Origin of the sequence: Kitasatospora sp. CMC57, assembly GCF_045866025.2 — a bacterium.
Lineage (GTDB): Bacteria > Actinomycetota > Actinomycetes > Streptomycetales > Streptomycetaceae > Kitasatospora.
On sequence record NZ_AP035881.2, the window covers coordinates 4,765,628 to 4,787,358 of the forward strand.

Here is a 21,731-nt window from a genome sequence, read left to right on the forward strand (position 1 = left end):
GATCGATTGAGCGGGGGGACTGTGATTCGGGTACTGCTCGCTGAGGACATGCACATGGTCAGGGGGGCACTGGTGGCTCTTCTCGGCATGGAGCAGGACATCGAGGTGGTCGCGGAGGTCGACCACGGGGACTCGATCCTCCCCCAGGCCCTGACCCATCGACCGGACATCGCGGTTCTGGACATCGACCTGCCCGGGGTGGACGGGCTGACCGCCGCGACCATCCTGCACGAACAGTTGCCGAGCTGCCGGACGCTGATCCTCACCAGCCTCGGCAGGCCGGGCACGCTGCGCCGGGCGATGGCGGCCAAGGTGGGCGGGTTCCTGCTCAAGGACGCGCCGCCGGCCGAACTGGCCCAGGCGATCCGCAAGGTGGTGGCCGGGGACCGGGTGGTCGACCCGCAACTCGCGATGGCGGCCTGGGACTCGGGGGAGAACCCGCTCACCAAGCGGGAGGTGGACGTCCTGCGGATGGCCGCCGGCGGAGCGGAGGTGGTGGAGATCGCGGCGGCGCTCTTCCTCTCGGCCGGCACCGTGCGCAACTACCTGACGACGGTCGTCACCAAACTGAATGCGCGCAACCGGGTGGACGCTATCCGGATCGCGGAGGAGGCCGGCTGGCTGCTGCTCTGACGGCGCCTCAGGATGCCACTCGCAGGTGCACAGCCGGTTCGAGCGGCGCCTCGGCGACCACCTGGAACCGGCCGTCCGGCTGGACGCCCGCGGTGAGTCGTCCTCCTATCGCCGTCACCCGGCCGTCCAGGTTGGCCAGCCCGCTCCCGCTGCGCTCGTTGAACTTCCGGGTGGCGGAGACGGCCGTCTCGGGTTCGTCGGTCACGCCGTCGTTGACGATGGTGAGCCTGACCAGGGAGCCCTCCTGCACGGTGTCGATCAGGCAGTGCTGCACCTTGCTGTGCCGGAGCATGTTGGTGACGGCCTCGCGGAGCACGGTGGCCAGCACGGTGTCCAACTGCCCGTCGAGGGCGAGCGGGGTACGGGAGACCCGCACCTCGACGTCGATGTCGGCGGCGCGGAGCATCGCCTCGGCCGCCGCGACCTCGCCGGAGAGCGACATGTCGCGGTAACTGCTCGCGACGGCCCGGACGTCGGACAGCGCCTGACGTGAGATCTCCAGTATCGAGGTCAACTCGTCGACCGCCCGGCCCCGGTGCTTGGGCACCAGCCGGATGGCCACCTCGCTCTTGAGGGTGATCGCGGACAGGCTGTAGCCGAGCAGGTCGTGCAGGTCCCGGGCGAACCTCAGCCGTTCCTGTGCCACCGCCATCTGGGCCAACTTCTCCCGCGCCCGGTGCAGTTCGACCACGAGGCCGGCCAGCCGACTGAGGCCGTACACCACCAGACCGCTCAGCGCGGTGGAGATCACGACGTAGACCGTGTTCTGGAAGTCGCTGTGGTTGGCCACCGCGATCGCCGGGATGGAGAGCGTCACCAGCGTGAAGGCCACCCAGGCCCAGGCGGTCGGCAGCAGGAGCAGCGCCGACCCCGCGAGGAACCCGCCGGCCGCGCCCCAGACATCGCCGAACAGGATGATCGGCAGGTAGGTCAGCAGGGCCTGGGCGCCCAGCGTCCACCCACCGTACCTGCGCCGGAACGCGGCCATCTGGGGTAGTGAGTGGGTGAGTTGGATGACGTCGATGACGGCGAAGCACACCATCCCGATCACCGGGGTGGTGTGGCCCGGTCTCGCCACCGAGAGGTTCACCGAGACCTGCACCATGAACGCGATCAGCACGAAGCAGAGGATGAACAGCGCGAACCGGGGCACCGGAGTCCCCGGCGCGTCCCTAGGTGGGCGCCGTACCGCGGCGCGTAACCGCCCGAGTGCCCGGCGAGCTGCGTGCGGCAGCGAGGCCGAGGGCTGCCCTTCTCCCGACTGGACGCCCATCCGTGCCCTTCCGACTTGCCGATTCCAAGACCGAGCGTACGGGGTGGGGGGTCGGTCCGGCATGGAATTCAGCCGACTTGGCCGGTCGGTCAGCGGTGGCCGTCGGCCGGAGCGCGGGACGGGCCGATGATCAGCTGGCCCACCGGGGATTCGGACCGCCAGTCGAGGCCCACGGTGCGGGGTGCCAGGTCGAGGTCCGAGTTCCCGAGGACGGCGGTGGTCAGGCCCATGGCGGCGGCCACCAGGGCCAGGGTCTGCAGCGCGGCGCCGGTGTCGCGGAGCACCAGGGCGTAGCCCAGGGCGCTGAACTTCCAGCTGACGCGCGGGAACCGTGCGGTCAGCGTGATGGTCACCGAAGGGGTCGCGGTGAGTCCCGCAGCGGCCCGGATGCAGGTGAGGATCTCTGCCAGGTCGGCCTGGTCCCCGTTCACCAGGGTCAGCCGGTGCTCGGCGGGGTCGTAGTGGAAGATGCCGGGCGGCAGCCCGGCGCAGTGGGTGACCGTGAGGTACGCCTCCAGCGGGTGGCTCCCGCTGATGCTGGTGTAGGGACGGTCGCTGACCTGGTACGCGGCCGGGGCGGCCGGGTCCGTCGACACCGAGCGGACCCGCAGGGACCGGTGGAGCAGCTCGCCGATCTGAGTCATCGTCAACTCACCCACGGCTGAGCCTTCGCGCGGCCCGGCGTCGAGCGCGGCGGCGAGTGGTGAAGGGGCGTCGGCCGTGGTGTCGCGGACCGTCGGCCGTGGCAGCGGGAACCGGGGCCCGTCCGGCAGCGGCCGGACGGCCGGTTCGGGCACCAGGCGGAGGGTGTGCGCGAAGGTGGCACCGAAGTCGTGGTCGTGCCGGCCCGTGGTGCTCCGGGTGTGGAAGAGCAGGTCCACCGGGGACCAGGTGGCCAGCACGGGGTCGCTGTCCTCGGCGAACGTGGGCTCGGCGAAGGCGGACCGGAGCTCGCCCTGCTGCTCCTCGTCGGTGATCACGAGCCCGGCCGCCAGCAGGTGGGCGAGCAGGTCCAGCAGGACGGCGGGTGGGAGCGGGACTGTCTTGAGCAGCTCCTCGGGCGTCGCCGTCCAGCCGAGCGAGGCCAGCAGCTCGGCCCCCGCGCCGCGGTGGGCGGCCACCCGGAACAGGGAGAGCGGGGACTCCATCACGAAGCCCCGGCCCTCGCTGTGCAGATGGGCGAAGCGGGACAGCCGGACCGGCCGGTCCGGAGCGACATCGGGGAGGTCGAGCTCCGCCCTGGGCGACATCGGGACGAACGACAGCACCGGGGACTGCGAGCCGGTCATCCCGATGGAGCGGACGACCAGGTGCCGGATCCCGTGCAGGGTCCGGGACAGCCGCTCCTCGGCGCCGTCCTCGGCGCCGTCCAGCACGTTCCGGAGCGAGACCGGACCCAGCCGCATCCGGAGCAACGCCTCGCGGGTGGTCCGGTCCGGCCGGACCACCCGCTCGGTCTTCCAACGGCTGTGCAGCAGTACGTCCCCGCCCGGAACGGGCAGCTCGACGTGGACATCCTCCCGCAGCGACCACAGGCGTCGCGGCGCCAGATCTTCGGGGTCGGGCGAGACGATCACGGTCGGTCTCCGGCATCGAATCCGTTCGGGACCCCGAGGGTGGCGGACAGCGCTGGAGTCTCGCTGGAGCCGGTCCCGGACCGGTCCTAGACGAACATCAGGACCGGGTTGAGGTCCTGATAGGCCGTCGGTTCGGCGAGCCGGCCGAGTGCGACCGGCACGTCGTACAGGCGCCCCGGGCCGAACCGGGCCCAGAAGGAGCGCATCCCCGGTACCACCACACGCACCACGGGCAGCCCGATGTCCGGGCGGGTCTGGTCCAGCACGAGCAGTTCCATACCGTGGCGGCGGACGAGCTCACCGGCGGCGGTGACGTCGTCCCTGAGGTCGGCGCGGGTGACGTGGGGGTGGGTGCCGGGCACGGTGGCCGGCAGACCGTCGTGCGGGAGCAGGTACGGCTCGGAGGCGGTGGTGGCGGTGCGCCACCAGCGGAGCGCGTCGGCGTCCCGCAGGGTGTAGCCGGTGCCGTCGGCGGCGGCTCCCACCGCGCCGGGGAGCAGCTGGTTCATCTCGGCCAGGGCCCGGCCGACGGCCACCGCCGGGTCGAAGTGGGCGCCGAAGCCGAACACGATGTCCTCGGCGGGCTTGTCCGTCCGCCGGGACAGCGCGGCGACCACCGGGACACCGAAGTCGGCCGTCAGGTCGAGCGCCCAGACCTCTCGTCCCAACTCGCTGTGGACCTCCTGGAGTTCGCCGATCCAGGGGTCCGCGAACGCGGCGAGATCCACCCCGGGCTGCCGGGTCCGGTTGTACCACCACAGGGCGACGGCGTCCCGTTCCACCAGCTCGAAGAACCCCTGGAGGACGGCGTCCTCCAGACTGCTGCCCGCCGCGCACCCGTTGGAGTCGGCCCGGGCGAAGTGCTTGCCGGGCACCGGGCGCGGTGCGTCGTAGTAGAGCAGGGAGGTGGGCAGCAGCCGCTGCCGGTCCCCGGTGAGCGACCAGACCGGCGTCCAGTCGATCGGGGTGTGGTCGTCGAGCGGATCGCAGACGTGGTGGAAGCCGGAGTGCCCGGCGTTCCACCGGTCGCGGTCCCGGTACTGGCGCTCGTCGTACAGCTGGCTGCGGTTGGGGTGGACGGCCGCCTCGCCGAGCCCCCGCAGGGTGTCCCGGACCACCGGCTCGTTGTTCTCGTACGTGCCGGAGCAGCGCTCCAGCGCCTCGCACAGCGCACTGACCCTGGCATCCAGTTCGGTGGCGCCCTTGCCGCCGCTGAACTGCCGGGTGCCCGGCAGGCCGGGCGAGTGGGTGGCGAGGTTGTGGCCGGAGATGAAGGAGTTGAGGAACGAAGGCCCGTACCGGGAGCGGGTGATCTCCTTGACGGCGCCGGTCACCGGACTCACCAGGTGTCCGTACCTGTCCAGCACCTGTTGCGGCGTCAGCGAGCGGTGGGCGTTGCCCCGGGTGGAGGTCTTCGGCCGGGAGCGCAGCACCACCGGCCGGCCGGCCGCGGCCGATCCGGCTGCGGGGGTGCCGCACTCCGGGCACTGCGGGCGGTGCACGAGGGTGTGGGTCCGGGCCTCCAGGGTCAGCGTGTCGAGCGTGTGGACCGCCCGCTGCCCCGGATTCCGGTGCCCCGCGAGCCACTTGACGGCCTCCAGGGCGGCCAGCTGCAGGCCGAGCCCCCGGGTCACCGGCAGCGAGGCGGCCGGGCCCTGTGGTGCCTCGCGCATCCGCAGTGCCTGCTGGAGGGCGAGTTCGGGCTGCCGGTGGGCGCGCAGCCGGTGGGCCAGGCAGGACCAGCAGGCGCCCGTACCCGGTTCGAAGACCGGTCCGGTCCAGGTGATCGAGCCGGTCGGGTTGGCGAGCAGCCAGGGCCGTCCGGCCGCCCGCTGCCGGGCGTCGATCCGGCGCAGCCCCGGTGCGAGGTAGTCGTCGCAGACCACCACGGTGAGGTCCGCGTCCTCGATCCCGGCCTCGGGAGGGAGGCAGGGGAGTCCGGCGTCCTCCAGCGCCTGCCGCACCACCGGGCCGTCCACCTGACCGACGGTCAGGACCCTGGCCCTGGCAGTGGCCGCCCGTTCGGCGGAGTGCGGGCCGTCCAGGCCGGCCAGGTCCCAGTAAGCCTCGGCGGCCCGGCGGGCAGGGGAGCCGCTCTCGTGCGGGGCGCGGGCGCGGTACGAGACCAGCCCCGCCTCGGAGAGCGAGCAGAGCAGCTCGGCTATCTCCGAGGCCGTCGCCCCCGGCCGGGCATCGCGGACCAGTGCCGCGATGCCCCGGGTACCGTCCAACAGCGGTCCCACGGCCTCCAGATGGGGGCCGTGCAGACGGGTCGTGCCGCGCTCCGAGATCAGGTAGACACCGTCCCCGGCGACCACCTCGGCCCGTAAGTGGCGCTTGAACCCAACCAGGGAGCCGCGTGGCGACGGCGTCTCGCGCCGGACGTCAGGCTTCATTCGCCGGGACTCAGACAGATGCTCATCATGGCCGCGGCCGCCCGGCCGAGGTCCTCGACGACCACCGGCGGGTGCTGCGGGCGGCGGAGCGGGGGCACGGCCGTGCCGGTCGGCAGCACCACGTCGAACTCGGCCAACACCGCCCGCGGGTCGACGGCGTACCGGGCGCGGAGCTCCGGGTCGAGGTGCGTCCAGACGACGAGTTCGGCGAAACGCCAGTCACACTCAAGGTCGGGGGTGGACGGTCGGAGGGGAAGATCGGTGGTACGCACGAGGTCTCTCCGGTTGCTGAAGACTGTCCGAACGGGTGGGTCGTACGTCACGGAAGTCTGTGTGATTCGGACGGCGCCGGGACAGTGGAACCGTCATGCGTCGAGGGTGAACTTCTCATGCCCGCAGCCGGGGTGAACTCCCGCTCAACCCGTGAAGATCTCACTGTTGGAGCGGCCTGCGCGCATGGCAGTCTCTTGAGAGCGCATCCGGGTGCGGTGGTGTTGGCACCAGGCGCCGGCGAGGGCCCGGTCGGGCTTGCCCGCCGCCCCTCCGCCCGGGGCGCACACTCAGCTCCCGAAAGGAGGCGGATCCGTGCAGATCAATCTTCTGGGCCCCTTCGTCGCTCATGAGCAACAGACGTCGATCCTTCCCACCGCGGCCAAGCCGCGGCAGATCCTGGCCCTCCTGGCGCTCCAGGCGAATCAGATGGTGACCGTGCCGACGCTGATGGAGGAGATCTGGGGGGAGGAACCGCCCCGCACCGCGACCACCACGCTCCAGACCTACATCCTCCAGCTGCGCAGACGGCTCGCGACCGCGTTCGGTACGGACCAGCGCGCAGCGGCCAAGGAGGTGCTGGTCACCCGGCACGGCGGCTACCTGCTCGACGTCCAGCCGGGCGAGGTGGACAGCTCCGAGTTCGAGCGGATCCTCGGTCTTGGACAGGCCGCGTTGGCCGCGGGGGATGACGCGACCGCCTCGATGCTGCTCGGGCAGGCCCTCAAGCTGTGGCGCGGACCTGCCCTGGTGGACGTCCAGGTCGGCCGGGTGCTGGAGATCGAGGTGCTGCGGCTGGAGGAGGCCAGGCTCGGCGCGCTGGAGGGCCGGGTGGCCGCGGACCTCCGGCTGGGCCGGCACGCCAACCTGCTCGGCGAGTTGACGGTGCTCTCGGCCCGCCACCCCATGCACGAGGGGCTGCACGCGCAGTTCATGCTCGCCCAGTACCGGTCGGGCCGGGCCTGGCAGGCACTGGAGACCTACCAGCGGCTGCGCGGCACCCTGGTCGCGGAGCTCGGCATCGAACCGTCCGCCCGGCTGCAGCGCCTGCACATCGCGCTGCTGGCGGCCGACCCGAGGCTCGATCTGGTCGACGGCGAACCGGTGTTGGAGCTGAACCGGCTGGTCGGGTGAGCGGCGGCCGGCCGGCTGGTCGGCCGCCCGAGCGGGTCTCCGGTTGAGGTCGAGCACGGACCGAGTACCGCTCTAGGCACCGTTCCTACGGTCCGCTGTCATGACCACCGTCGAGGATCAGGAGGCCGGCTCCGCAGCGATCGGCGTCGGCAGCGTAAACCCGTCCAGCGCGGAGCGTCCCGCGCCCGAACCCGACTCACCCGGCCCGCCCACCGCTGCGCGGGGGCGGGTGGCCGAGTTGCACGGACTCCGCGCGCAGGTGGTGCGCGGCCCCAGCGACAAGGCGACCGAGGCGCAGCACGCGAAGGGGAAGTTGACGGCGCGTGAGCGGATCGACCTGCTGTTGGACGAGGGGTCGTTCCGTGAGGTGGAGCCGTTGCGGCGGCACCGGGCGACGGGTTTCGGTCTGGAGGGGAAGAAGCCGCACACCGATGGTGTGATCGTCGGGTGGGGCACCGTGCACGGCCGGACCGTGTTCACGTACGCGCATGACTTCCGGATCTTCGGTGGCGCGCTGGGTGAGGCGCACGCGCAGAAGATCCACAAGATCATGGACATGGCCATCGCGGCGGGTGCGCCGCTGGTGTCCCTCAACGACGGTGCCGGTGCCCGCATCCAGGAGGGTGTCACCGCGCTGGCCGGCTACGGCGGCATCTTCCAGCGCAACACCCGCGCCTCCGGCGTCATCCCGCAGATCTCCGTCATGCTCGGCCCCTGCGCCGGCGGCGCCGCCTACTCACCCGCGCTGACCGACTTCATCTTCATGGTCCGCGAGACCTCGCAGATGTTCATCACCGGCCCCGACGTGGTGCAGGCCGTCACCGGCGAGAAGATCAGCCAGAACGGCCTCGGCGGCGCCGACGTCCACTCCGGCGTCTCCGGCGTCTCCCACTTCGCCTACGACGACGAGCAGTCCTGCATCGAGGAAGTGCGCTTCCTGCTGTCGCTGCTGCCGCAGAACAACCGCGAGATGCCGCCCGCCGCCCCCACCGACGACCCCGTCGACCGGCGCAACGACTCCCTCCTGGACCTGGTGCCCGCCGACGGCAACCGCCCCTACGACATGCGCAAGGTGATCGAGGAGATCGTCGACCACGGCGAGTTCCTGGAGATCCACGAACGCTGGGCCACCAACGTCCTGTGCGTCCTGGCCCGCATCGACGGCCACGTCACCGGCATCATCGCCAACCAGCCCCAGTCCCTCGCCGGCGTCCTGGACATCAACGCCAGCGAGAAGGCCGCCCGCTTCGTCCAGATGTGCGACGCCTTCAACATCCCCCTCGTCACCATGCTCGACGTCCCCGGCTTCCTGCCCGGCGTCGACCAGGAACACGACGGCATCATCCGCCACGGCGCCAAACTGCTCTACGCGTACTGCAACGCCACCGTGCCCCGCATCCAGCTGATCCTGCGCAAGGCCTACGGCGGCGCCTACATCGTCATGGACTCCCGCTCCATCGGCGCGGACCTGTCCTACGCCTGGCCCACCAACGAGATCGCCGTGATGGGCGCCGAAGGCGCCGCCAACGTCATCTTCCGCCGCGACATCAACGGCGCCGAGGACCCCGAAGCGACCCGCGCGCAGAAGATCAAGGAATACAAGACCGAACTGATGCACCCCTACTACGCCGCCGAACGCGGCCTGGTGGACGACGTCATCGACCCGGCCGAAACCCGCGCCGTCCTCGCCTCCGCACTCGCCATGCTCCGCACCAAGCACGCCGACCTGCCCAGCCGCAAACACGGCAACCCGCCGATGTAGTCGAGGGGACCCAGCATGACCATCACCATCACCCGTGGCTCGCTGACCGACGAGGAGCTCGCCGCCCTGACCGCCGTCCTGCTCCGGCTGCGCCCGGCCGGCCCGGCCGGTGCCCCGGCGGAGCCGACCGTCGAACGGCACTGCGCCTGGCGGCGCGTCAACTACGCACCACCGGCCAGCTGGCAGACCGCCGCGTGAGCCGTCCAGGGCCGTTCGAGCGGCCCTTGAGTGTGGCGGTGCACCCTGCGGCGAGACGCCACTGCGAAGGAGCATCTGATGACAACCCCAGGATCCGTTCATCGTGAGCACGACATCAAGAGCTGGCTGACCGAGCGGCTCGCCACCCACCTCTCCCGCCCGGAGACGGAGATCAACACCGAAGTGCCGTTCGTCGAGTATGGCCTGGACTCCGTCGCGGCGCTGAGCCTGTTCGGCGACATCGAGGAGAAGTTCGCCCTCTACCTCGAGCCCGCGGTGGCGTGGGAGCACCCGACCGTCACGGCGATGGCGGCCTTCCTCGCCCAGGAGCAGCGGGCGTCCGCCAACGCCGGCTGACCCACCGGCGCGGCCGCCGACGCCAGGGCCCGTTCCCCCCGTCCTTCGACGGAGTGAACGGGCCCTCTGCGTTGCGGGTCTGCCGTACGCGCTACGCCGCGTCCACCGACGCGCCGGTGGTGCGACGGCCGAGCAGCAGCACGGTGGCCGTCAACAGCCCCATGGCGGCGGCGATCACGGCGAACAGCGGACCGGCACCGTGCGACTGCAGCACCGGCAGCAGCACGAACGGCAGGGCCGCCGCACTCAGCTTCGACAGCGAGTAGGCCGCGCCGGAGGCCGCGGCCCGGATGGACGTGGGGTACTGCTCGGCGAGGTAGACGTGGGAGACGGTCGAGAAGATGTTGCTGGCGACGGTGTAGCCGAAGCCGAACAGCACCACCAGCGCCGCCGAGCCCGCGTACGCGAAGCCCAGGCCGGCCGCCGCCATGGCGACGGCGGAGAGCGCCACCAGCACCTTCCGCTCGATCCGGTCCATGACGGGCACGGACAGCAGCGAGCCGATCGGGTAGCCGACGAAGGAGAGCGCGGTGTAGCCCAGCCCGGCCACGATGCCGTACCCCTTGGCGGCCAGGATCTGCGGGGCCAGCGCCCCGAAGCCGTAGTAGCCGATCACCGACAGGACGCAGAAGATCCAGAGCATCGCGGTCCGTCTGACGTACCGCGGCCGGAAGATCTCCCGCACCCGGGCCCGGACGGCGGGCGGCTCCACCGCGACCGGCCCGGTCATGGGGTCCCCGGCGGGCCGGCCCTCCAGCCGGGCGACCAGCAGCTCGGCCTCGGCGTGCCGGCCCACCGAGGCGAGCCAGCGCGGCGACTCGATCAACTGCCGCCGCAGCACCCACACCACGGCCGAACCCAGCGAGCCCAGGACGAACAGCCAGCGCCAGCCGGCGATCCCGAGCGGGGTGAGCGGTACCAGCCACAGGGCGGCGAAGCCCACGGCCGGCACGCCGCAGAACGCGATGGTGTACGCCCACGCGGTGTACCTGCCGCGCTTCCCCGCAGGCAGTACGTCGGCCAAGTAGCAGTCGGAGAGCGCCTGTTCGGCGCCGATGCCGATGCCGGCCAGGAATCGGGTGGCGATCAGCCACTCGGCGTTCGGGGAGAAGGCACCGAGCAGCGAGAACCCGGAGTACAGCGCCAGGTTGATCAGGAAGGCCCGCCGTCGGCCGATCCGGTCGGCCACCCGCCCCAGCACCAGCGCGCCGAGGAACTGGCCCACGAAGGCCGAGGCCAGCACCAGTTTCAGGGTGTCGCCGCCGAACGCGAACTCGTGCTGGAGGACCTTGGAGATCGTCCCGGACAGGTTGTTCTCGAAGGTGTCGAAGAGCAGGCCCACGCCGACGATGGCGGTGAGCCTGCGGTGGATCGGGGTGATCGGCATGCGGTCCAGCCGATCGCCGATCGAGGGCCGTGGCGTCGGCTCCGCCACGCGGACTGATTGGTCGAGCATGGGACTTACCGGCTCCTCTGCTGAACCGCCCCGGCACGGTGGCCGGGGCGGTGAGTGGTCGACGACGGACGGGTACGGTCAGGCGGCCCGCAGGGCCTCGGCGGCGAGCGCGTCGCCCTCGCCCCGCCGGACCGGCGCACTGACCTCGTGCAGGAAACTCGCGACCTCGCGGTACGAGGCCCAGAAGCCGACCTCGCGGTACGGCACCCCGCGCTCCGCGCAGTACTCCATGGTCAGCTCCCGTGCGCGGGCCAGGTGCTTCTGCGCCATCGCGGGGAACAGGTGGTGCTCGACCTGGTAGTTGAGGCCGCCGTAGAGGAAGTCGATCAGCGGCGAGGGGGTGATGTTGCGCGAGGTGAGCACCTGGCGCTCCAGCCAGTCGAGGGTCTCCTCCTCGCCGTCACGGACGTCCATGCCCTTGTGGTTCGGGGCGAAGAGCAACCCGAAGTACACGCCGAGCACGGCCGTCTGGACGAGGACGAACGCGACGCCCATCGCGGGCGGCAGGACCACGAACACGGCGCCCAGGTAGAGCACGGCCCGCAGCGCGATCAGCGCGGACTCCAGCACCGGGTACTTGGTCTCGCCCTTCGCGATCGCCTTGACGGCGGTCCGCTGCATCTTGAAGCCCTCAAGGGTCAGCAGGACGAAGAAGAGCACGCTCTGGTAGCGCACGATGAACCGCTGCAGACCACGGCGGCTGGCGTACTGCTTGATGTCGAAGATCGCCGTACGGCGGCCGATGTCGGGGTCGAGCTCCAGGTGGTTCGGGTGGCTGTGGTGCCGGTTGTGGTGGTTGACCCACCAGCCGTAGCTGACCCCGTTCACGAAGTTGGCGTGGAAGTAGCCGACCACCGTGGCGGCCTTCTTGCTGCGGAACATCGACTTGTGGCCGGCGTCGTGCCACATGAACGAGCTCTGCGCACCGCACAGGCCCATCCAGGCGGCGACCAGCAACTGCCACCAGGACTCGCCGAGTTCGAAGAAGACGGCCAGGCCGGCCAGGATCATCGTGGTGTTGAGGACGAGCCGCCAGACGTAGTAGCGGCGGTCGAAGTCCAACAGCCCCTCGGCCTTCACCCGCTTCAGCAGCTCGGAGAAGGTGGCGGAGGCCCCGACTCCCGCCGTGGTGGCCTGCTTCGGGCCGCCGGGAGCGTCGAGTGTGTCGAGGGCGCCAGGTTCGGCCTGGCTGACGTGCGGAGACTGCATGCCGTGAGCTCCTTGGGGCAGGCGCCCGGTCGTGGCTGACGGCGCTGCCGTCAAGTGACGCGAGGCGCGGCGGGATGGTGAGGTCCGCAAGCGGCGTACGGGCTCGGCCGCCACTGGGGCCGAGAGGCGCGGAGATCGCGGTGCCGGACGCCGGACAGGGGCCAGAATCCGGCACCGCGCTGATGCGGCGCTGATCGGCCCCTGACCCGGCGTCATTCTCTCGACGTACTACCGCCGGTGCGGGCCGGTTCAGGCCGCGACCGACTCGGCGGTCAGCCGCTCGTCGAGAGTGCGGACCACCTGGTCGGCCGCCCGGGCGACCTCCAGGTCGTCCGGTGCCCCGATGATGGCCATGAACGACTCCACCAGAGACTGCTTGAGCGCGTCGGTGTCGGGTGCTTGCTGCTCGGACATGTCGGGTCTCTCCTCGTGGGGTCGGGTCAGAAGGCGTTGCAGGCGCGGAAGATGTGCGCGAAGGAGGCCAGCGAGGCCGGCCCGTCGAAGGCGACGTACTCGGGCAGCAGCACGTCCGGAGCCCACTTCTCCTTGTAGGCGAGCTGGGTCTGGGCCGGGTAGACCGCCTCGCCCTCGGCCCACAGGAAGTGCATCAGCCACTGGAACGAAAGGCTGTGGCCAGGGAGTTCGTGCGCGGCGTCCAGGCCGGTGAACGGCGTGAAGCCGAAGTGCAGCCAGTCCACGCTCTCGGCGCGGAACACGTCGATGGCGGCGGAGTTGATTGCCTCCATCAGGCCGGGCGAGCCGCCCGGGATCCGGCGGCTCAGGTCGTGCATCCAGCCCGCCCGGCTCCCGTACACCGGCGAGTACGAGATGTAGCCCACCGGAGCGCCGTCGATGGTGCCGAGGAAGAGCCGGCGGTGCGACTGGACCGGGCCGCCGATCTGGCCCACCAGGAACTCCAGTTGACGGGCGTGGTCGCCCTTCGAACCGAGCCAGGCGCCGTCGATCTCCTGCAGCGCGCCCTCCCACCGGTCGGCCGGGACCTCCTGCACCTGGAGCCCGTTCCGGAACGCCCTGGAGATCTTGTTGCGCAGCTGCATGAAGCGGGTGCCGCGCAGGGTGAAGTCCGGCAGGTGCACGGCCCAGGAGGCGCCGAGCTGGTTCACCGTGAAGCCGCGGTCGGCGTAGCGGTCGGCGTCCGAGCGCTGCAACTGGACGCTCACCAGCTGGAGTTCCTGCTCGCGGGCGAAGGCGGTGAAGCCGTCGAGCAGGGTGTCGTACGACTCGGCGGAGGCGAACGGGCCGCCGAACTGGACCAGGTGGCGGCCGGTGCGGCGGTAGACGACGACGCCGTCGGCGCCCGGGGTGGTGAAGACGCTGTTGCCGCTGTTGAGGGCGAGGAACGCACTCGGGTTCTCGGACCGGGTGTGGGTGCGTACGGCTTGCAGGACCGGACTCTCGGTCTCGGTGGCGGTGATGGGTGACATCAGGTGTCGATCCCTTCCGGGGTGAATGGGCGGTGAGGAAAGTAGAGCACCTGGAAATGGCACCGGGAAAGGGGCGTAAAAAGCCGCGAGTACGCGTCAGCGGGGTGTCAGGCGGATATCAGGAGAACCGGGCACTGTTGTCCATGTGAACGGCACGGGAAACCGGGCCGGATCAGGGAGAGGTGCCCGGAGTGGTTTATCGGGGGCCGGGGCTTTGGCTCTGGTCGGGTTCAGGCCCACGCAGGTTCGAATCCTGCCTTCTCCGCGTAGTGCAGAGGGAGAGGTGCCCGGAGTGGTTTATCGGGGGCCGGGGCTATGGCTCTGGTCGGGTTCAGGCCCACGCAGGTTCGAATCCTGCCTTCTCCGCGTAGTGCAGAGGGAGAGGTGCCCGGAGTGGTTTATCGGGGGCCGGGGCTATGGTCCTGGTCGGGTTCAGGCCCACGCAGGTTCGAATCCTGCCTTCTCCGCGTAGTGCAGAGGGAGAGGTGCCCGGAGTGGTTTATCGGGGGCCGGGGCTTTGGCTCTGGTCGGGTTCAGGCCCACGCAGGTTCGAATCCTGCCTTCTCCGCGTCCGAATCGGCCGTCGGCTTCCGCCGGCGGCCGATCGAGGCTGTCGGCATCGTGTCTGGAGACTTGAGCATGGGATCCGCAGCTGTCCAGCGCCCCCGGCGGGCCCTGATCATCGCCAACCCGACGGCGGGGACCACGCATGCGGCACTGCTCGAAGAGGTCACCGGGCTCTGCTCCGCGCGCCTCGACGCCGTCGTCCTGCACCGCACCACGCACCGCGGCGACGCCACCGAAACGGTGCGGACCGCGCTCCGGGGGGACGGCGGCGTGCCGGCCCCGGACCTGGTGGTCGCGGTGGGCGGCGACGGCACGGTGCGCGAGGTGGTGGAGGGGATGACCCGCCCCGGCCACGGGACGGCGGCCGCCTTGGCCATCGTCCCCGCGGGGACCGGGAACTCCGACTACCGGATGCTCTGGGGCGAGCGCCCCTGGGCCGAGGCGCTGACCGCGGCGCTGGACGGCACGGGGGAGGCGGAGCTGCACCGGATCGACCTGGCCCTGCTCGCCGAGACCGACGAGCTGGTGCTGCTCGGGGCCTGCTCCGGCGTGATCGCCGAGGCGCTGGTCACCGCGCGGAGCATCCCGCTCACCGGGAGGGCCCGCTACGCGAAGGCGTTCGCCGACACCGCCGCCGCGTTCACCCCCTACCCGGGCCGGGTCACCGTCGACGGCGTCGTGCTGCACGAGGGCGACACCGTGCTCGCCAACGTCGGCGGCGGCCGCTACCGGGGCGGCCAGTACCAGGTCCTGCCGCATTCGGAGCTCGACGACGGCCTGCTCGACGTCTGCGTCATCGGCGCCGAGGTGCATCCGACCCAGGTGCCGGAACTGACCCGGGAGGCCCGCCACCTCGATCTGCCGGGGGTCGCCTACGGGCGCGGCCGCAGGATCGTGGTCGAGCGCCTGGACGCCACGCCGCTCTGCTTCGAGCACGACGGCGAACTGCAGGAGCGCCGCTGGCCGTCGATGACCCTGGAGGTCCTGCCCGGCGCCCTCCCCGTCTGGGGCGCCGCCCGAACGTAGGGTCCCGCGCCTCCGGACAGTGCAACTGGCTGCGGCCCCGAGGCCGTTCCGTGCCGGGCCGCCCGATCTCAGGGAGCCCCACCGTGCCCGTCCTCAAGGAACTCTCGCACTGGGCTGCCTGGCTGCGCCCGGAAGACATCCCCGCGCGGGTGCGCTCGCTGGCGGCCAGTCAGGTGCTCTCCCAGCTGGCCTCGATCCGGGCCGGTGCCGAGCACCCGCTGGGCCGCCGGATGGTCGAGGCGTTCGGCCCGCCGCTGCAGCACGACGCCAGGCTCTCCGCCTGCGTCCTGTCCGGGCTGGGGTCGTTCCTCAACCTCGACGACACCGCATACGCGGGCCACCTCTCCAACTCCACCGTCGCCGTGCCGCTCGCCTACGCGTACGACCGCCGGCTGGACGGTGCCGCGCTGGTCGCGGCCGTGGTCGCGGCCAACGAGTGCGCGGCCAGGATCACCGCCGCCGCCACCCTGGGACCGCTGCGCGGCCACAGCGCCGTCCACACCCACCTGGCCGGGGCGGTCTGCGGCCGGCTGCACTGCGAGGGGGCCGACGACGTGGTGTGGACCAGCGCCGTCGGCCTGGCCTTCGCGATGCCCAACTGGCCTTTGATGCGGGCCTTCCTGGCCAGCGATGCCCGGCTGTTCAACTCCTTCACGCCCGTCCGCACGGCGATGGACGCCTGCGACGCGGCCCGGGTCGGCCTGCGCGGCGCGCCGGACATCCTGGAGCACCCGGACGGCTTCCTGGACAGGTTCTCCAACGTCCCGCTGCCGGACGCGGTCAACGCCGGCCTCGGCGAGCGCTGGCACACCGAGACCCTCTCGTTCAAGATGCATCCGGGCGGCCCCGGTGTGGACGCCGCCGTGGACTGCGCCGCCGACCTGCGCCGGCAGTTGGGCCCGATCCGACCCGACGAGATCGCCGAGGTGGTCGTCGAGGCGTCGCTGTACACGCTGTTCGCCGGCCGCAAGGCCGCCTCGTACGTGGCCGGGCCGGGATCACCGCTCGGCGCGCTGGTGCTGCACACGCCGTACCCGGTGGCCACCGCGCTGCTCACCGGCGGGCTCACCGTCAACGACTTCTCGGCGCCGCTGTTGAACGACCGGGGCCGCTGGCAGGTCGCCGAGCGGGTCCGGCTGGTGCACGACCCCGAGTTCACCCGGGCGCTGTTCGCCTCGGAGGCCCCGTTCGGCGAGGCGCTGCGGCAGGCGGGGGACGCGGCCGAGCCGTGGCTGCGCGAGTTCGCGGGCGAGGCGGAGGCGAAGCTCGCGGTGGACGCCGCGAACAGCCGGCAGCCCGGCGACTTCTCCGCGTCCACCAAGGCCACCGGAGCCCGGGTGACGGTCCGGCTGACCGACGGCCGTACGGCCTCCAGGGAGCGCCTCGTCCCGCTGGCGGCGGCAGGACCGCACACCCGGGCCAACCACGCCGAACTGATGCGGGAGAAGTTCGTCGAGTTCGGCGGTGACAAGGACGTCGCGGCCGCGGCCGACCGGCTGGACGGGATGGCGGCCGACGAGCTGCAGGAGTGGATCTCGGCCGCGCTGCGCTGATCAGCCGCGCGTCAGCGGGGAGTCAGAATGTTCTGTCACCATCAAGTCGATTCAGCTGGAAATACCGACTTTCCCGCTCGGAATTCTTCGGAAAGGCCTGATGATGCTTCTTGACGAATCGGCGGTGGGAATCCTCTCCGGGAATTCCGACGCTCCCGGCGAAACCGCCGGGTCTGGGCGGGAGAAACCGCTCCGCAGCTATCCGCTGTACATCGCCGGAAAGGACATCGACGGCGACGGCTGGGTCTACACGGTCAGTGCCAGGTCGCTGCTGGAGGACGTCTTCACCAGCGTCAGCCTGAAGCGCGCCCTGGAGCAGGACCCGGACTCCGACGCGGCGGAGCACCCGTACGTGGTCGGCCGGTGCGCCATCGCGAGCAACGAGGCGATCGACCTGGCGACCGAGGCGGCCGCCGCCGCCGCGCCCGGCTGGGCGGCCGTGCCGCTGGAACGCCGGATGCGGCTCGGCACCCTCTTCCGCGAGGAACTCGTCCGCCGCCAGGACGAGTTCATCGACATGCTGGTCTCCGAGGCGCATCCGGTGCGGCTGGCCCGCTGGGAGCTGAGCTGCCTGCTGCAGGTCTACAGCGAGGAGAGCATCTACTGGTACCGGCAGCGGATGCACACCGAGTTCGAGCACGCCGGACGCCGGCTGATCGTCCGTCGCCAGCCCGACGGCGTGGTGGGCTTCAACCCGCCGCAGAACGCCCCGGCGCCGAGCGCCGCACTGGCCGTCCTCGCCCTGATGGCCGGCAACGCCGTCGTGGTGCGCGCTCCCCGGAGCATCCCGCTGAGCACCATGTGGATCCTGCGCGACGTCGTGGCGCCGCTGCTGGACGAGGTCGGTGCGCCCCCCGGCGTGCTGAACGCCGTCTGCAGCAACCCGAAGCAGACCCTGGACCGCTGGGTGGAGAGCCCGCTGGTCAACGACATCTTCTACATCGGCGGCAGCCAGGAGGGCCTGCGCTTCCAGGAGCAGTGCGTGGCGCACGGCAAGAAGCCGATCCTGGAGCTGGCCGGGAACGACGGCATCATCGTCTGGCAGGGCGCCGACCTCAAGTACGCCGCCGAGGCGATCGCCGAGTCCTTCTACGGTTCCGGCCAGATCTGCATGGTGCCCAACTACGTGCTGGCGCACCCCGCGATCGCGGACGAGCTGATCGAGGAGGTCAAGAAGCAGGTCGCCACCGTGCTGCCGGGCTACCCGGAGGACGAGAACGTGCTGCTCTCCCCGGTCCGGCGGAGCGAGAAGTTCTTCGCGCTGCTGAAGCAGTCGCTGGCGCAGGGCTCCGAGATCATCACCGGCGGCCAGCGCACCGAGCTGGACGGGACCCCGTCCGAGACCGGCGTGTTCCTCCAGCCCACGGTGCTCCGGGTGAACGGTCTGGCCGGGGCGCGGAAGCACGACGTCGTCCGGCACGAGACCTTCTTCCCGCTGCTGCCGATCGTGGTGCCCGAGCCGGGCGACAACGACGAACTGCTCGACAGTTTCATCTCCTTCGTCAACAGCAACGAGTACGGCCTGCGCAACTCGCTCTGGGCCAAGTCCGCGAAGGTGATCAACGCCTTCGTGCAGCGCGTCACCAACGGCGGGCTGCTGAAGATCAACGACTCGCACATCGGCTTCCTGCCGTACCTGCCGAGCCACGGCGGCACCGGCCTGACCGGCGGCGTCTACGGCGAGGCGAACTACCCGATGCTCAAGACCTCGCACATCCAGGGCGTCAGCATCGCCCACGACGTGAGCCCGCGCCAGGCGGTCTTCGGCTCCGACTGAGCGGCCGCCGCTCCTCGTCCCTGATCACCCACGACCGGAGGTTTTCTGCCGTGCGCTCCCTCGACTCCGCCCGCGAGACCTGCGAGCGGTACCACCCCGGGCTGGTCAAGGCCCTGGCCGACATCCCCTACGCCGAACGCGAGGCACCGGGCAGCCCGGTGATCGACCTGTTCCGGGCCAACGACGGAGTGGCCCTGCTGGTCCCGGCCGAGTACGGCGGCCACGGGGCCGACCCGGTCGAGGCCGTCCGGGTGCAGCGGGCCCTCGGCTCGCTCTCGCCCTCGCTGGCCGCCGCGGTGACGATGCACCACTTCACGGCCGCGATGCTCTACTCGCTGGCCGGTGACGCCGGCCGGCTCACCGGAGCACAGCTCGACCTGCTGCACGGCGTCGTCCCCGCGCAGCGGGTGATGGCCTCCGGCTGGGCCGAGGGACGGACCCAGCAGAACATCCTCACCCCGGCGGTGACCGCCGTCCCGGTCGAGGGCGGCTACCGGCTGGGCGGCTCGAAGAAGCCGTGCAGCCTGGCCCGTTCGATGGACCTGCTGACGGCGAGCATCGCCGTCCCGGGCGCGGACGGCACGCCGGAGATGGCGCTGGCGCTCGTCCCGGCGGACTCCCCGGGGTTGACCGTCCACCCGTTCTGGGGTAACGACGTGCTGGCCGCAGCGGAGAGCGACGAGGTCCAACTCGCTGACGTGTTCGTGCCGGAGGACCTGGTCATCCGCACCTCCGAGGCTGACCCGCACCGGATCGACGACCTGCAGACCGCCGGGTTCGTCTGGTTCGAGATGCTCATCTCGGCCGGCTACGCGGGGGCCGCCTCCGCGCTGATCGAGCACGTGCTGGACCGGGGCAAGGGCAGTGCGGGCGAGCGGGCCGCCGCCGCGATCCGGGTGGAGGCCGCCTTCGCGCTGCTGGAGGGCGCGGCCCGTGCGGTGCGCGACGGGGTGACGGGCGAGGAGGCGGTCGCCCAGGTGCTGGTCGCCCGGTTCGCCGCCCAGGAGGCGCTGAACAGGGCCGCCGACCAGGCGCTCGAACTGCTCGGCGGACTGGACTTCATCCGCTCCTCCGACCACGCCCGACTCGCTACCGCCGTACGGCCGTTGGCCTTCCACCCGCCGTCCCGGGGCAGCGCGGCGGAGCCGCTGCTGAAGTACTTCGGCGGCGCCCCCCTCGAACTCTCCTGACCGACGTACCGCCCTGAAAGGGAGTCATCCGTGACCGTGATGCAGACCGCCCCGATCAACGCAGGAAGGGCCGACGCCGGAAGCGCCGGCACCGGCGGCGTCGACACCGAGGAGAGCATCCTCAACCTCTACCGGGCCCACCTCAGCAAGGGCCGGGCGACCCTCGCCGAGCTGTTCGGCAGCCATATGGAGGTCGAGTCCTCCGGTGCCTGGGTGACCGCCAGCGACGGCGAGCGCTTCCTGAACGCCGGTGGCTACGGCGTGTTCATCATGGGCGCCCGCCACCCGATCGTGATGGAGGCGGTGATGCGCCAGCTGACCACCCACCCGGTGGCCACCCGCATCCTGCTGGAGCCCACCGTGGCCCGCGCCGCCGAGGCACTCACCTCCATCACCCCGCCGGGGCTGGACCGGGTGCACTTCGCGCTCTCCGGCGCCGAGGCGGTGGAGACCGGCCTCAAGCTGGCCCGCGCCAACGGCTACAAGCGCACCGTCTCGATGCGTGGCGGCTACCACGGCAAGACCCTCGGCGCGCTGTCGGCGACCGCCAAGGAGGTCTACCAGGCGCCGTTCCGCCCGCTGATCCCGGACGTCTCGCACCTGCCCTTCGGCGACCCGGACGCGCTGCGCGACGAGCTCCGCGCCCACCCGGGCGAGGTCTGCGTGATCCTGGAGCCGGTCCAGGGCGAGGGCGGCGTGATCATCCCGCCGAAGGGCTACCTCAAGCAGGTCGAGGAGCTGGTCAGGGAGTTCGACGGCTTCCTGATCCTGGACGAGGTGCAGACCGGCTTCGGCCGGCTCGGCGAGTGGTGGGGCATTGACACCGAGGGCGTGCAGCCGGACGTGCTGCTGGCCGGCAAGGCGCTTGGCGGCGGGGTGGTGCCGGTGTCGGCGGCCATCGCCACCCGCAAGGCGTTCAAGCCCTTCGACAAGGACCCGTACATCCACACCGCCACCTTCTCCGGGCAGCCGCTGCTGATGGCCGCCGTCCAGGGCGCCGTCCAGGCGATCAAGGAGGAGCGGCTGGTGTCCAGGGCGATGGAGCTCGGCTCCCGTCTGCTGCCGCGGATCGCCGAGATCGCCTACCGCAACATCCCCGAACTGGTCGTCGACGTCCGGGGCCAGGGCCTGCTGATCGGTGTGGAGCTGGTCGAGGCGGGCCTGGCCGGAGAGCTCCTGATCGAGCTCTTCAACCACGGCGTGGTGGCCAACCACTCGATGAACGGCAGCTCGGTGGTCCGGTTCACCCCGCCGGCGATCCTGACCGACCCGGAGGTCGAGTTCCTGCTCGACTCCTTTGACAAGGCCACCCTGGACCTCGTCCGGGGCTCGGCCAAGATGCCGGAAGGCGGTAACTGACCGTGCGACACGTGGAACTCGACGCCGTGGTGCGCAACCACCAGGCCGAGGACGTCTTCACCACCGTCCTGAAGTGGGAGCGCTACCCGGAGCTGGCCCCGCACGTGCGGGCCACCACCGTGCACTCCACCCTGCCGGACCCGGTGGGAAGTTCCAGCTGGGAGCTGCACTTCCGCAGCGGCCTGCTGCGCTGGACCGAGGCGGACCACTTCGACCGGGACCGGCTGGAGATCCGTTTCGAGCAGACCGACGGCGACTTCGACAGCTTCACCGGCACCTGGGCGCTGCGCCAGGACGGCGCCGACGTCGCGGTGCACTTCGAGGCGGACTTCGACTTCGGCATCCCGAGCCTCGAAGGCATCCTCGACCCGATCGCCGAGCGGGTCATCAAGGAGACCGTGGCCTGGGCCGTCACCGGCCTCTTCGAGGACACCGCCCTGCTCGGCGACGCCGAGCTCGCCGAGCCCCAGCCGGTGGCCGCCGCGGGCTGACCGACCAGCGGCGGCGCCGGGACCCCCCACCCGGCGCCGCCGCTCCCGCCACCACGCT

General features: G+C 71.3%; 19 protein-coding genes and 4 tRNA genes. 15 read left to right on the plus strand and 8 right to left on the minus strand.

Annotation, left to right across the window (positions count from 1 at the left end):
- The first annotated feature begins 21 nt into the window (after positions 1-21).
- Entirely contained in the window at positions 22-633 is a 612-nt protein-coding gene (locus ACKUU6_RS21425; RefSeq protein WP_407990177.1) for a response regulator transcription factor, read from the plus strand.
- Positions 634-640: 7 nt separating this feature from the next.
- On the opposite strand, the gene ACKUU6_RS21430 is transcribed toward ACKUU6_RS21425, so the two are convergent.
- The 4 genes from ACKUU6_RS21430 to ACKUU6_RS21445 all read right to left on the minus strand — a co-directional run bounded on the left by ACKUU6_RS21430 (position 641) and on the right by ACKUU6_RS21445 (position 6,151).
- Positions 641-1,786 carry a sensor histidine kinase gene (locus ACKUU6_RS21430; RefSeq protein WP_407990178.1) on the minus strand — a complete coding sequence of 382 codons (1,146 nt, stop codon included), beginning with the start codon at positions 1,784-1,786 and terminating at the stop codon, positions 641-643.
- Positions 1,787-1,995: 209 nt separating this feature from the next.
- Positions 1,996-3,483 (minus strand): SagB family peptide dehydrogenase, encoded by a 1,488-nt coding sequence (locus tag ACKUU6_RS21435; protein ID WP_407990179.1) that lies wholly within the window; start codon positions 3,481-3,483, stop codon positions 1,996-1,998.
- 86 nt (positions 3,484-3,569) lie between these two features.
- Positions 3,570-5,879 carry a TOMM precursor leader peptide-binding protein gene (locus ACKUU6_RS21440; protein ID WP_407990180.1) on the minus strand — a complete coding sequence of 770 codons (2,310 nt, stop codon included), beginning with the start codon at positions 5,877-5,879 and terminating at the stop codon, positions 3,570-3,572.
- A complete protein-coding gene (locus tag ACKUU6_RS21445) occupies positions 5,876-6,151 on the minus strand; it encodes a hypothetical protein (protein ID WP_407990181.1) in 276 nt (91 codons plus the stop codon). Before ACKUU6_RS21445 ends, ACKUU6_RS21440 begins: the two co-directional genes overlap by 4 nt.
- A gap of 313 nt (positions 6,152-6,464) precedes the next feature.
- On the opposite strand from ACKUU6_RS21445, the gene ACKUU6_RS21450 reads away from it, so the two are divergent.
- The 4 genes from ACKUU6_RS21450 (at position 6,465) to ACKUU6_RS21465 (ending at position 9,600) form a co-directional block, all read left to right on the plus strand.
- Positions 6,465-7,283, plus strand: a complete 819-nt coding sequence (locus ACKUU6_RS21450) for an AfsR/SARP family transcriptional regulator (protein WP_407990182.1) — start codon at positions 6,465-6,467, stop codon at positions 7,281-7,283.
- 100 nt (positions 7,284-7,383) lie between these two features.
- A complete protein-coding gene (locus tag ACKUU6_RS21455; protein ID WP_407990183.1) occupies positions 7,384-9,045 on the plus strand; it encodes an acyl-CoA carboxylase subunit beta in 1,662 nt (553 codons plus the stop codon).
- A gap of 15 nt (positions 9,046-9,060) precedes the next feature.
- On the plus strand, positions 9,061-9,243 hold the full coding sequence (locus tag ACKUU6_RS21460) for an acyl-CoA carboxylase subunit epsilon (RefSeq protein ID WP_407990184.1): 183 nt from the start codon (positions 9,061-9,063) through the stop codon (positions 9,241-9,243).
- A gap of 78 nt (positions 9,244-9,321) precedes the next feature.
- Positions 9,322-9,600, plus strand: a complete 279-nt coding sequence (locus tag ACKUU6_RS21465) for an acyl carrier protein (protein WP_407990185.1) — start codon at positions 9,322-9,324, stop codon at positions 9,598-9,600.
- Positions 9,601-9,691: 91 nt separating this feature from the next.
- Here ACKUU6_RS21465 and ACKUU6_RS21470 read toward each other — a convergent pair whose 3' ends face one another.
- From ACKUU6_RS21470 to ACKUU6_RS21485, 4 genes are all read right to left on the minus strand, one after another.
- On the minus strand, positions 9,692-11,056 hold the full coding sequence (locus ACKUU6_RS21470; protein ID WP_407990186.1) for an MFS transporter: 1,365 nt from the start codon (positions 11,054-11,056) through the stop codon (positions 9,692-9,694).
- A 78-nt stretch (positions 11,057-11,134) separates the two neighbouring features.
- Complete coding sequence (locus ACKUU6_RS21475) at positions 11,135-12,265, minus strand: fatty acid desaturase family protein (protein ID WP_407990187.1); 1,131 nt, start codon at positions 12,263-12,265, stop codon at positions 11,135-11,137.
- Between the two features lie 249 nt (positions 12,266-12,514).
- Entirely contained in the window at positions 12,515-12,679 is a 165-nt protein-coding gene (locus ACKUU6_RS21480; RefSeq protein WP_407990188.1) for a hypothetical protein, read from the minus strand.
- 26 nt (positions 12,680-12,705) lie between these two features.
- Positions 12,706-13,710 carry a DUF2156 domain-containing protein gene (locus ACKUU6_RS21485; RefSeq protein ID WP_407990190.1) on the minus strand — a complete coding sequence of 335 codons (1,005 nt, stop codon included), beginning with the start codon at positions 13,708-13,710 and terminating at the stop codon, positions 12,706-12,708.
- Positions 13,711-13,886: 176 nt separating this feature from the next.
- On the opposite strand from ACKUU6_RS21485, the gene ACKUU6_RS21490 reads away from it, so the two are divergent.
- The 10 genes from ACKUU6_RS21490 (at position 13,887) to ACKUU6_RS21535 (ending at position 21,673) form a co-directional block, all read left to right on the plus strand.
- Positions 13,887-13,975, plus strand: a tRNA-Gln gene (locus ACKUU6_RS21490).
- 12 nt (positions 13,976-13,987) lie between these two features.
- A tRNA-His gene (locus ACKUU6_RS21495) sits at positions 13,988-14,076 on the plus strand.
- A 12-nt stretch (positions 14,077-14,088) separates the two neighbouring features.
- Positions 14,089-14,177: transfer RNA gene (locus ACKUU6_RS21500), tRNA-His, on the plus strand.
- A gap of 12 nt (positions 14,178-14,189) precedes the next feature.
- A tRNA-Gln gene (locus ACKUU6_RS21505) sits at positions 14,190-14,278 on the plus strand.
- Positions 14,279-14,349: 71 nt separating this feature from the next.
- Complete coding sequence (locus tag ACKUU6_RS21510; RefSeq protein ID WP_407990191.1) at positions 14,350-15,303, plus strand: diacylglycerol/lipid kinase family protein; 954 nt, start codon at positions 14,350-14,352, stop codon at positions 15,301-15,303.
- A gap of 83 nt (positions 15,304-15,386) precedes the next feature.
- Positions 15,387-16,856: an MmgE/PrpD family protein gene (locus ACKUU6_RS21515; RefSeq protein ID WP_407990192.1), complete on the plus strand. Its 1,470-nt coding sequence runs from the start codon at positions 15,387-15,389 to the stop codon at positions 16,854-16,856.
- Between the two features lie 100 nt (positions 16,857-16,956).
- Complete coding sequence (locus ACKUU6_RS21520; RefSeq protein ID WP_407990193.1) at positions 16,957-18,633, plus strand: aldehyde dehydrogenase family protein; 1,677 nt, start codon at positions 16,957-16,959, stop codon at positions 18,631-18,633.
- Positions 18,634-18,683: 50 nt separating this feature from the next.
- Complete coding sequence (locus ACKUU6_RS21525; protein ID WP_407990194.1) at positions 18,684-19,823, plus strand: acyl-CoA dehydrogenase family protein; 1,140 nt, start codon at positions 18,684-18,686, stop codon at positions 19,821-19,823.
- 39 nt (positions 19,824-19,862) lie between these two features.
- The gene (locus ACKUU6_RS21530; RefSeq protein ID WP_407992191.1) at positions 19,863-21,182 is read left to right on the plus strand and encodes an aspartate aminotransferase family protein; all 1,320 of its coding nucleotides are present in this window, start codon (positions 19,863-19,865) and stop codon (positions 21,180-21,182) included.
- Positions 21,183-21,184: 2 nt separating this feature from the next.
- Positions 21,185-21,673, plus strand: a complete 489-nt coding sequence (locus tag ACKUU6_RS21535) for a type II toxin-antitoxin system RatA family toxin (RefSeq protein WP_407990195.1) — start codon at positions 21,185-21,187, stop codon at positions 21,671-21,673.
- Positions 21,674-21,731 lie beyond the last annotated feature (58 nt).

Coding starts and splice junctions, on each gene's coding strand:
- ACKUU6_RS21440 (WP_407990180.1), bottom strand. CDS start 5,879: ATGAAGCCTGACGTCCGGCGCGAGACGCCGTCGCCACGCGGCTCCCTG.
- ACKUU6_RS21455 (WP_407990183.1), top strand. CDS start 7,384: ATGACCACCGTCGAGGATCAGGAGGCCGGCTCCGCAGCGATCGGCGTC.
- ACKUU6_RS21460 (WP_407990184.1), top strand. CDS start 9,061: ATGACCATCACCATCACCCGTGGCTCGCTGACCGACGAGGAGCTCGCC.
- ACKUU6_RS21465 (WP_407990185.1), top strand. CDS start 9,322: ATGACAACCCCAGGATCCGTTCATCGTGAGCACGACATCAAGAGCTGG.
- ACKUU6_RS21470 (WP_407990186.1), bottom strand. CDS start 11,056: ATGCTCGACCAATCAGTCCGCGTGGCGGAGCCGACGCCACGGCCCTCG.
- ACKUU6_RS21475 (WP_407990187.1), bottom strand. CDS start 12,265: ATGCAGTCTCCGCACGTCAGCCAGGCCGAACCTGGCGCCCTCGACACA.
- ACKUU6_RS21480 (WP_407990188.1), bottom strand. CDS start 12,679: ATGTCCGAGCAGCAAGCACCCGACACCGACGCGCTCAAGCAGTCTCTG.
- ACKUU6_RS21485 (WP_407990190.1), bottom strand. CDS start 13,710: ATGTCACCCATCACCGCCACCGAGACCGAGAGTCCGGTCCTGCAAGCC.
- ACKUU6_RS21510 (WP_407990191.1), top strand. CDS start 14,350: ATGGGATCCGCAGCTGTCCAGCGCCCCCGGCGGGCCCTGATCATCGCC.
- ACKUU6_RS21520 (WP_407990193.1), top strand. CDS start 16,957: ATGATGCTTCTTGACGAATCGGCGGTGGGAATCCTCTCCGGGAATTCC.
- ACKUU6_RS21530 (WP_407992191.1), top strand. CDS start 19,863: ATGCAGACCGCCCCGATCAACGCAGGAAGGGCCGACGCCGGAAGCGCC.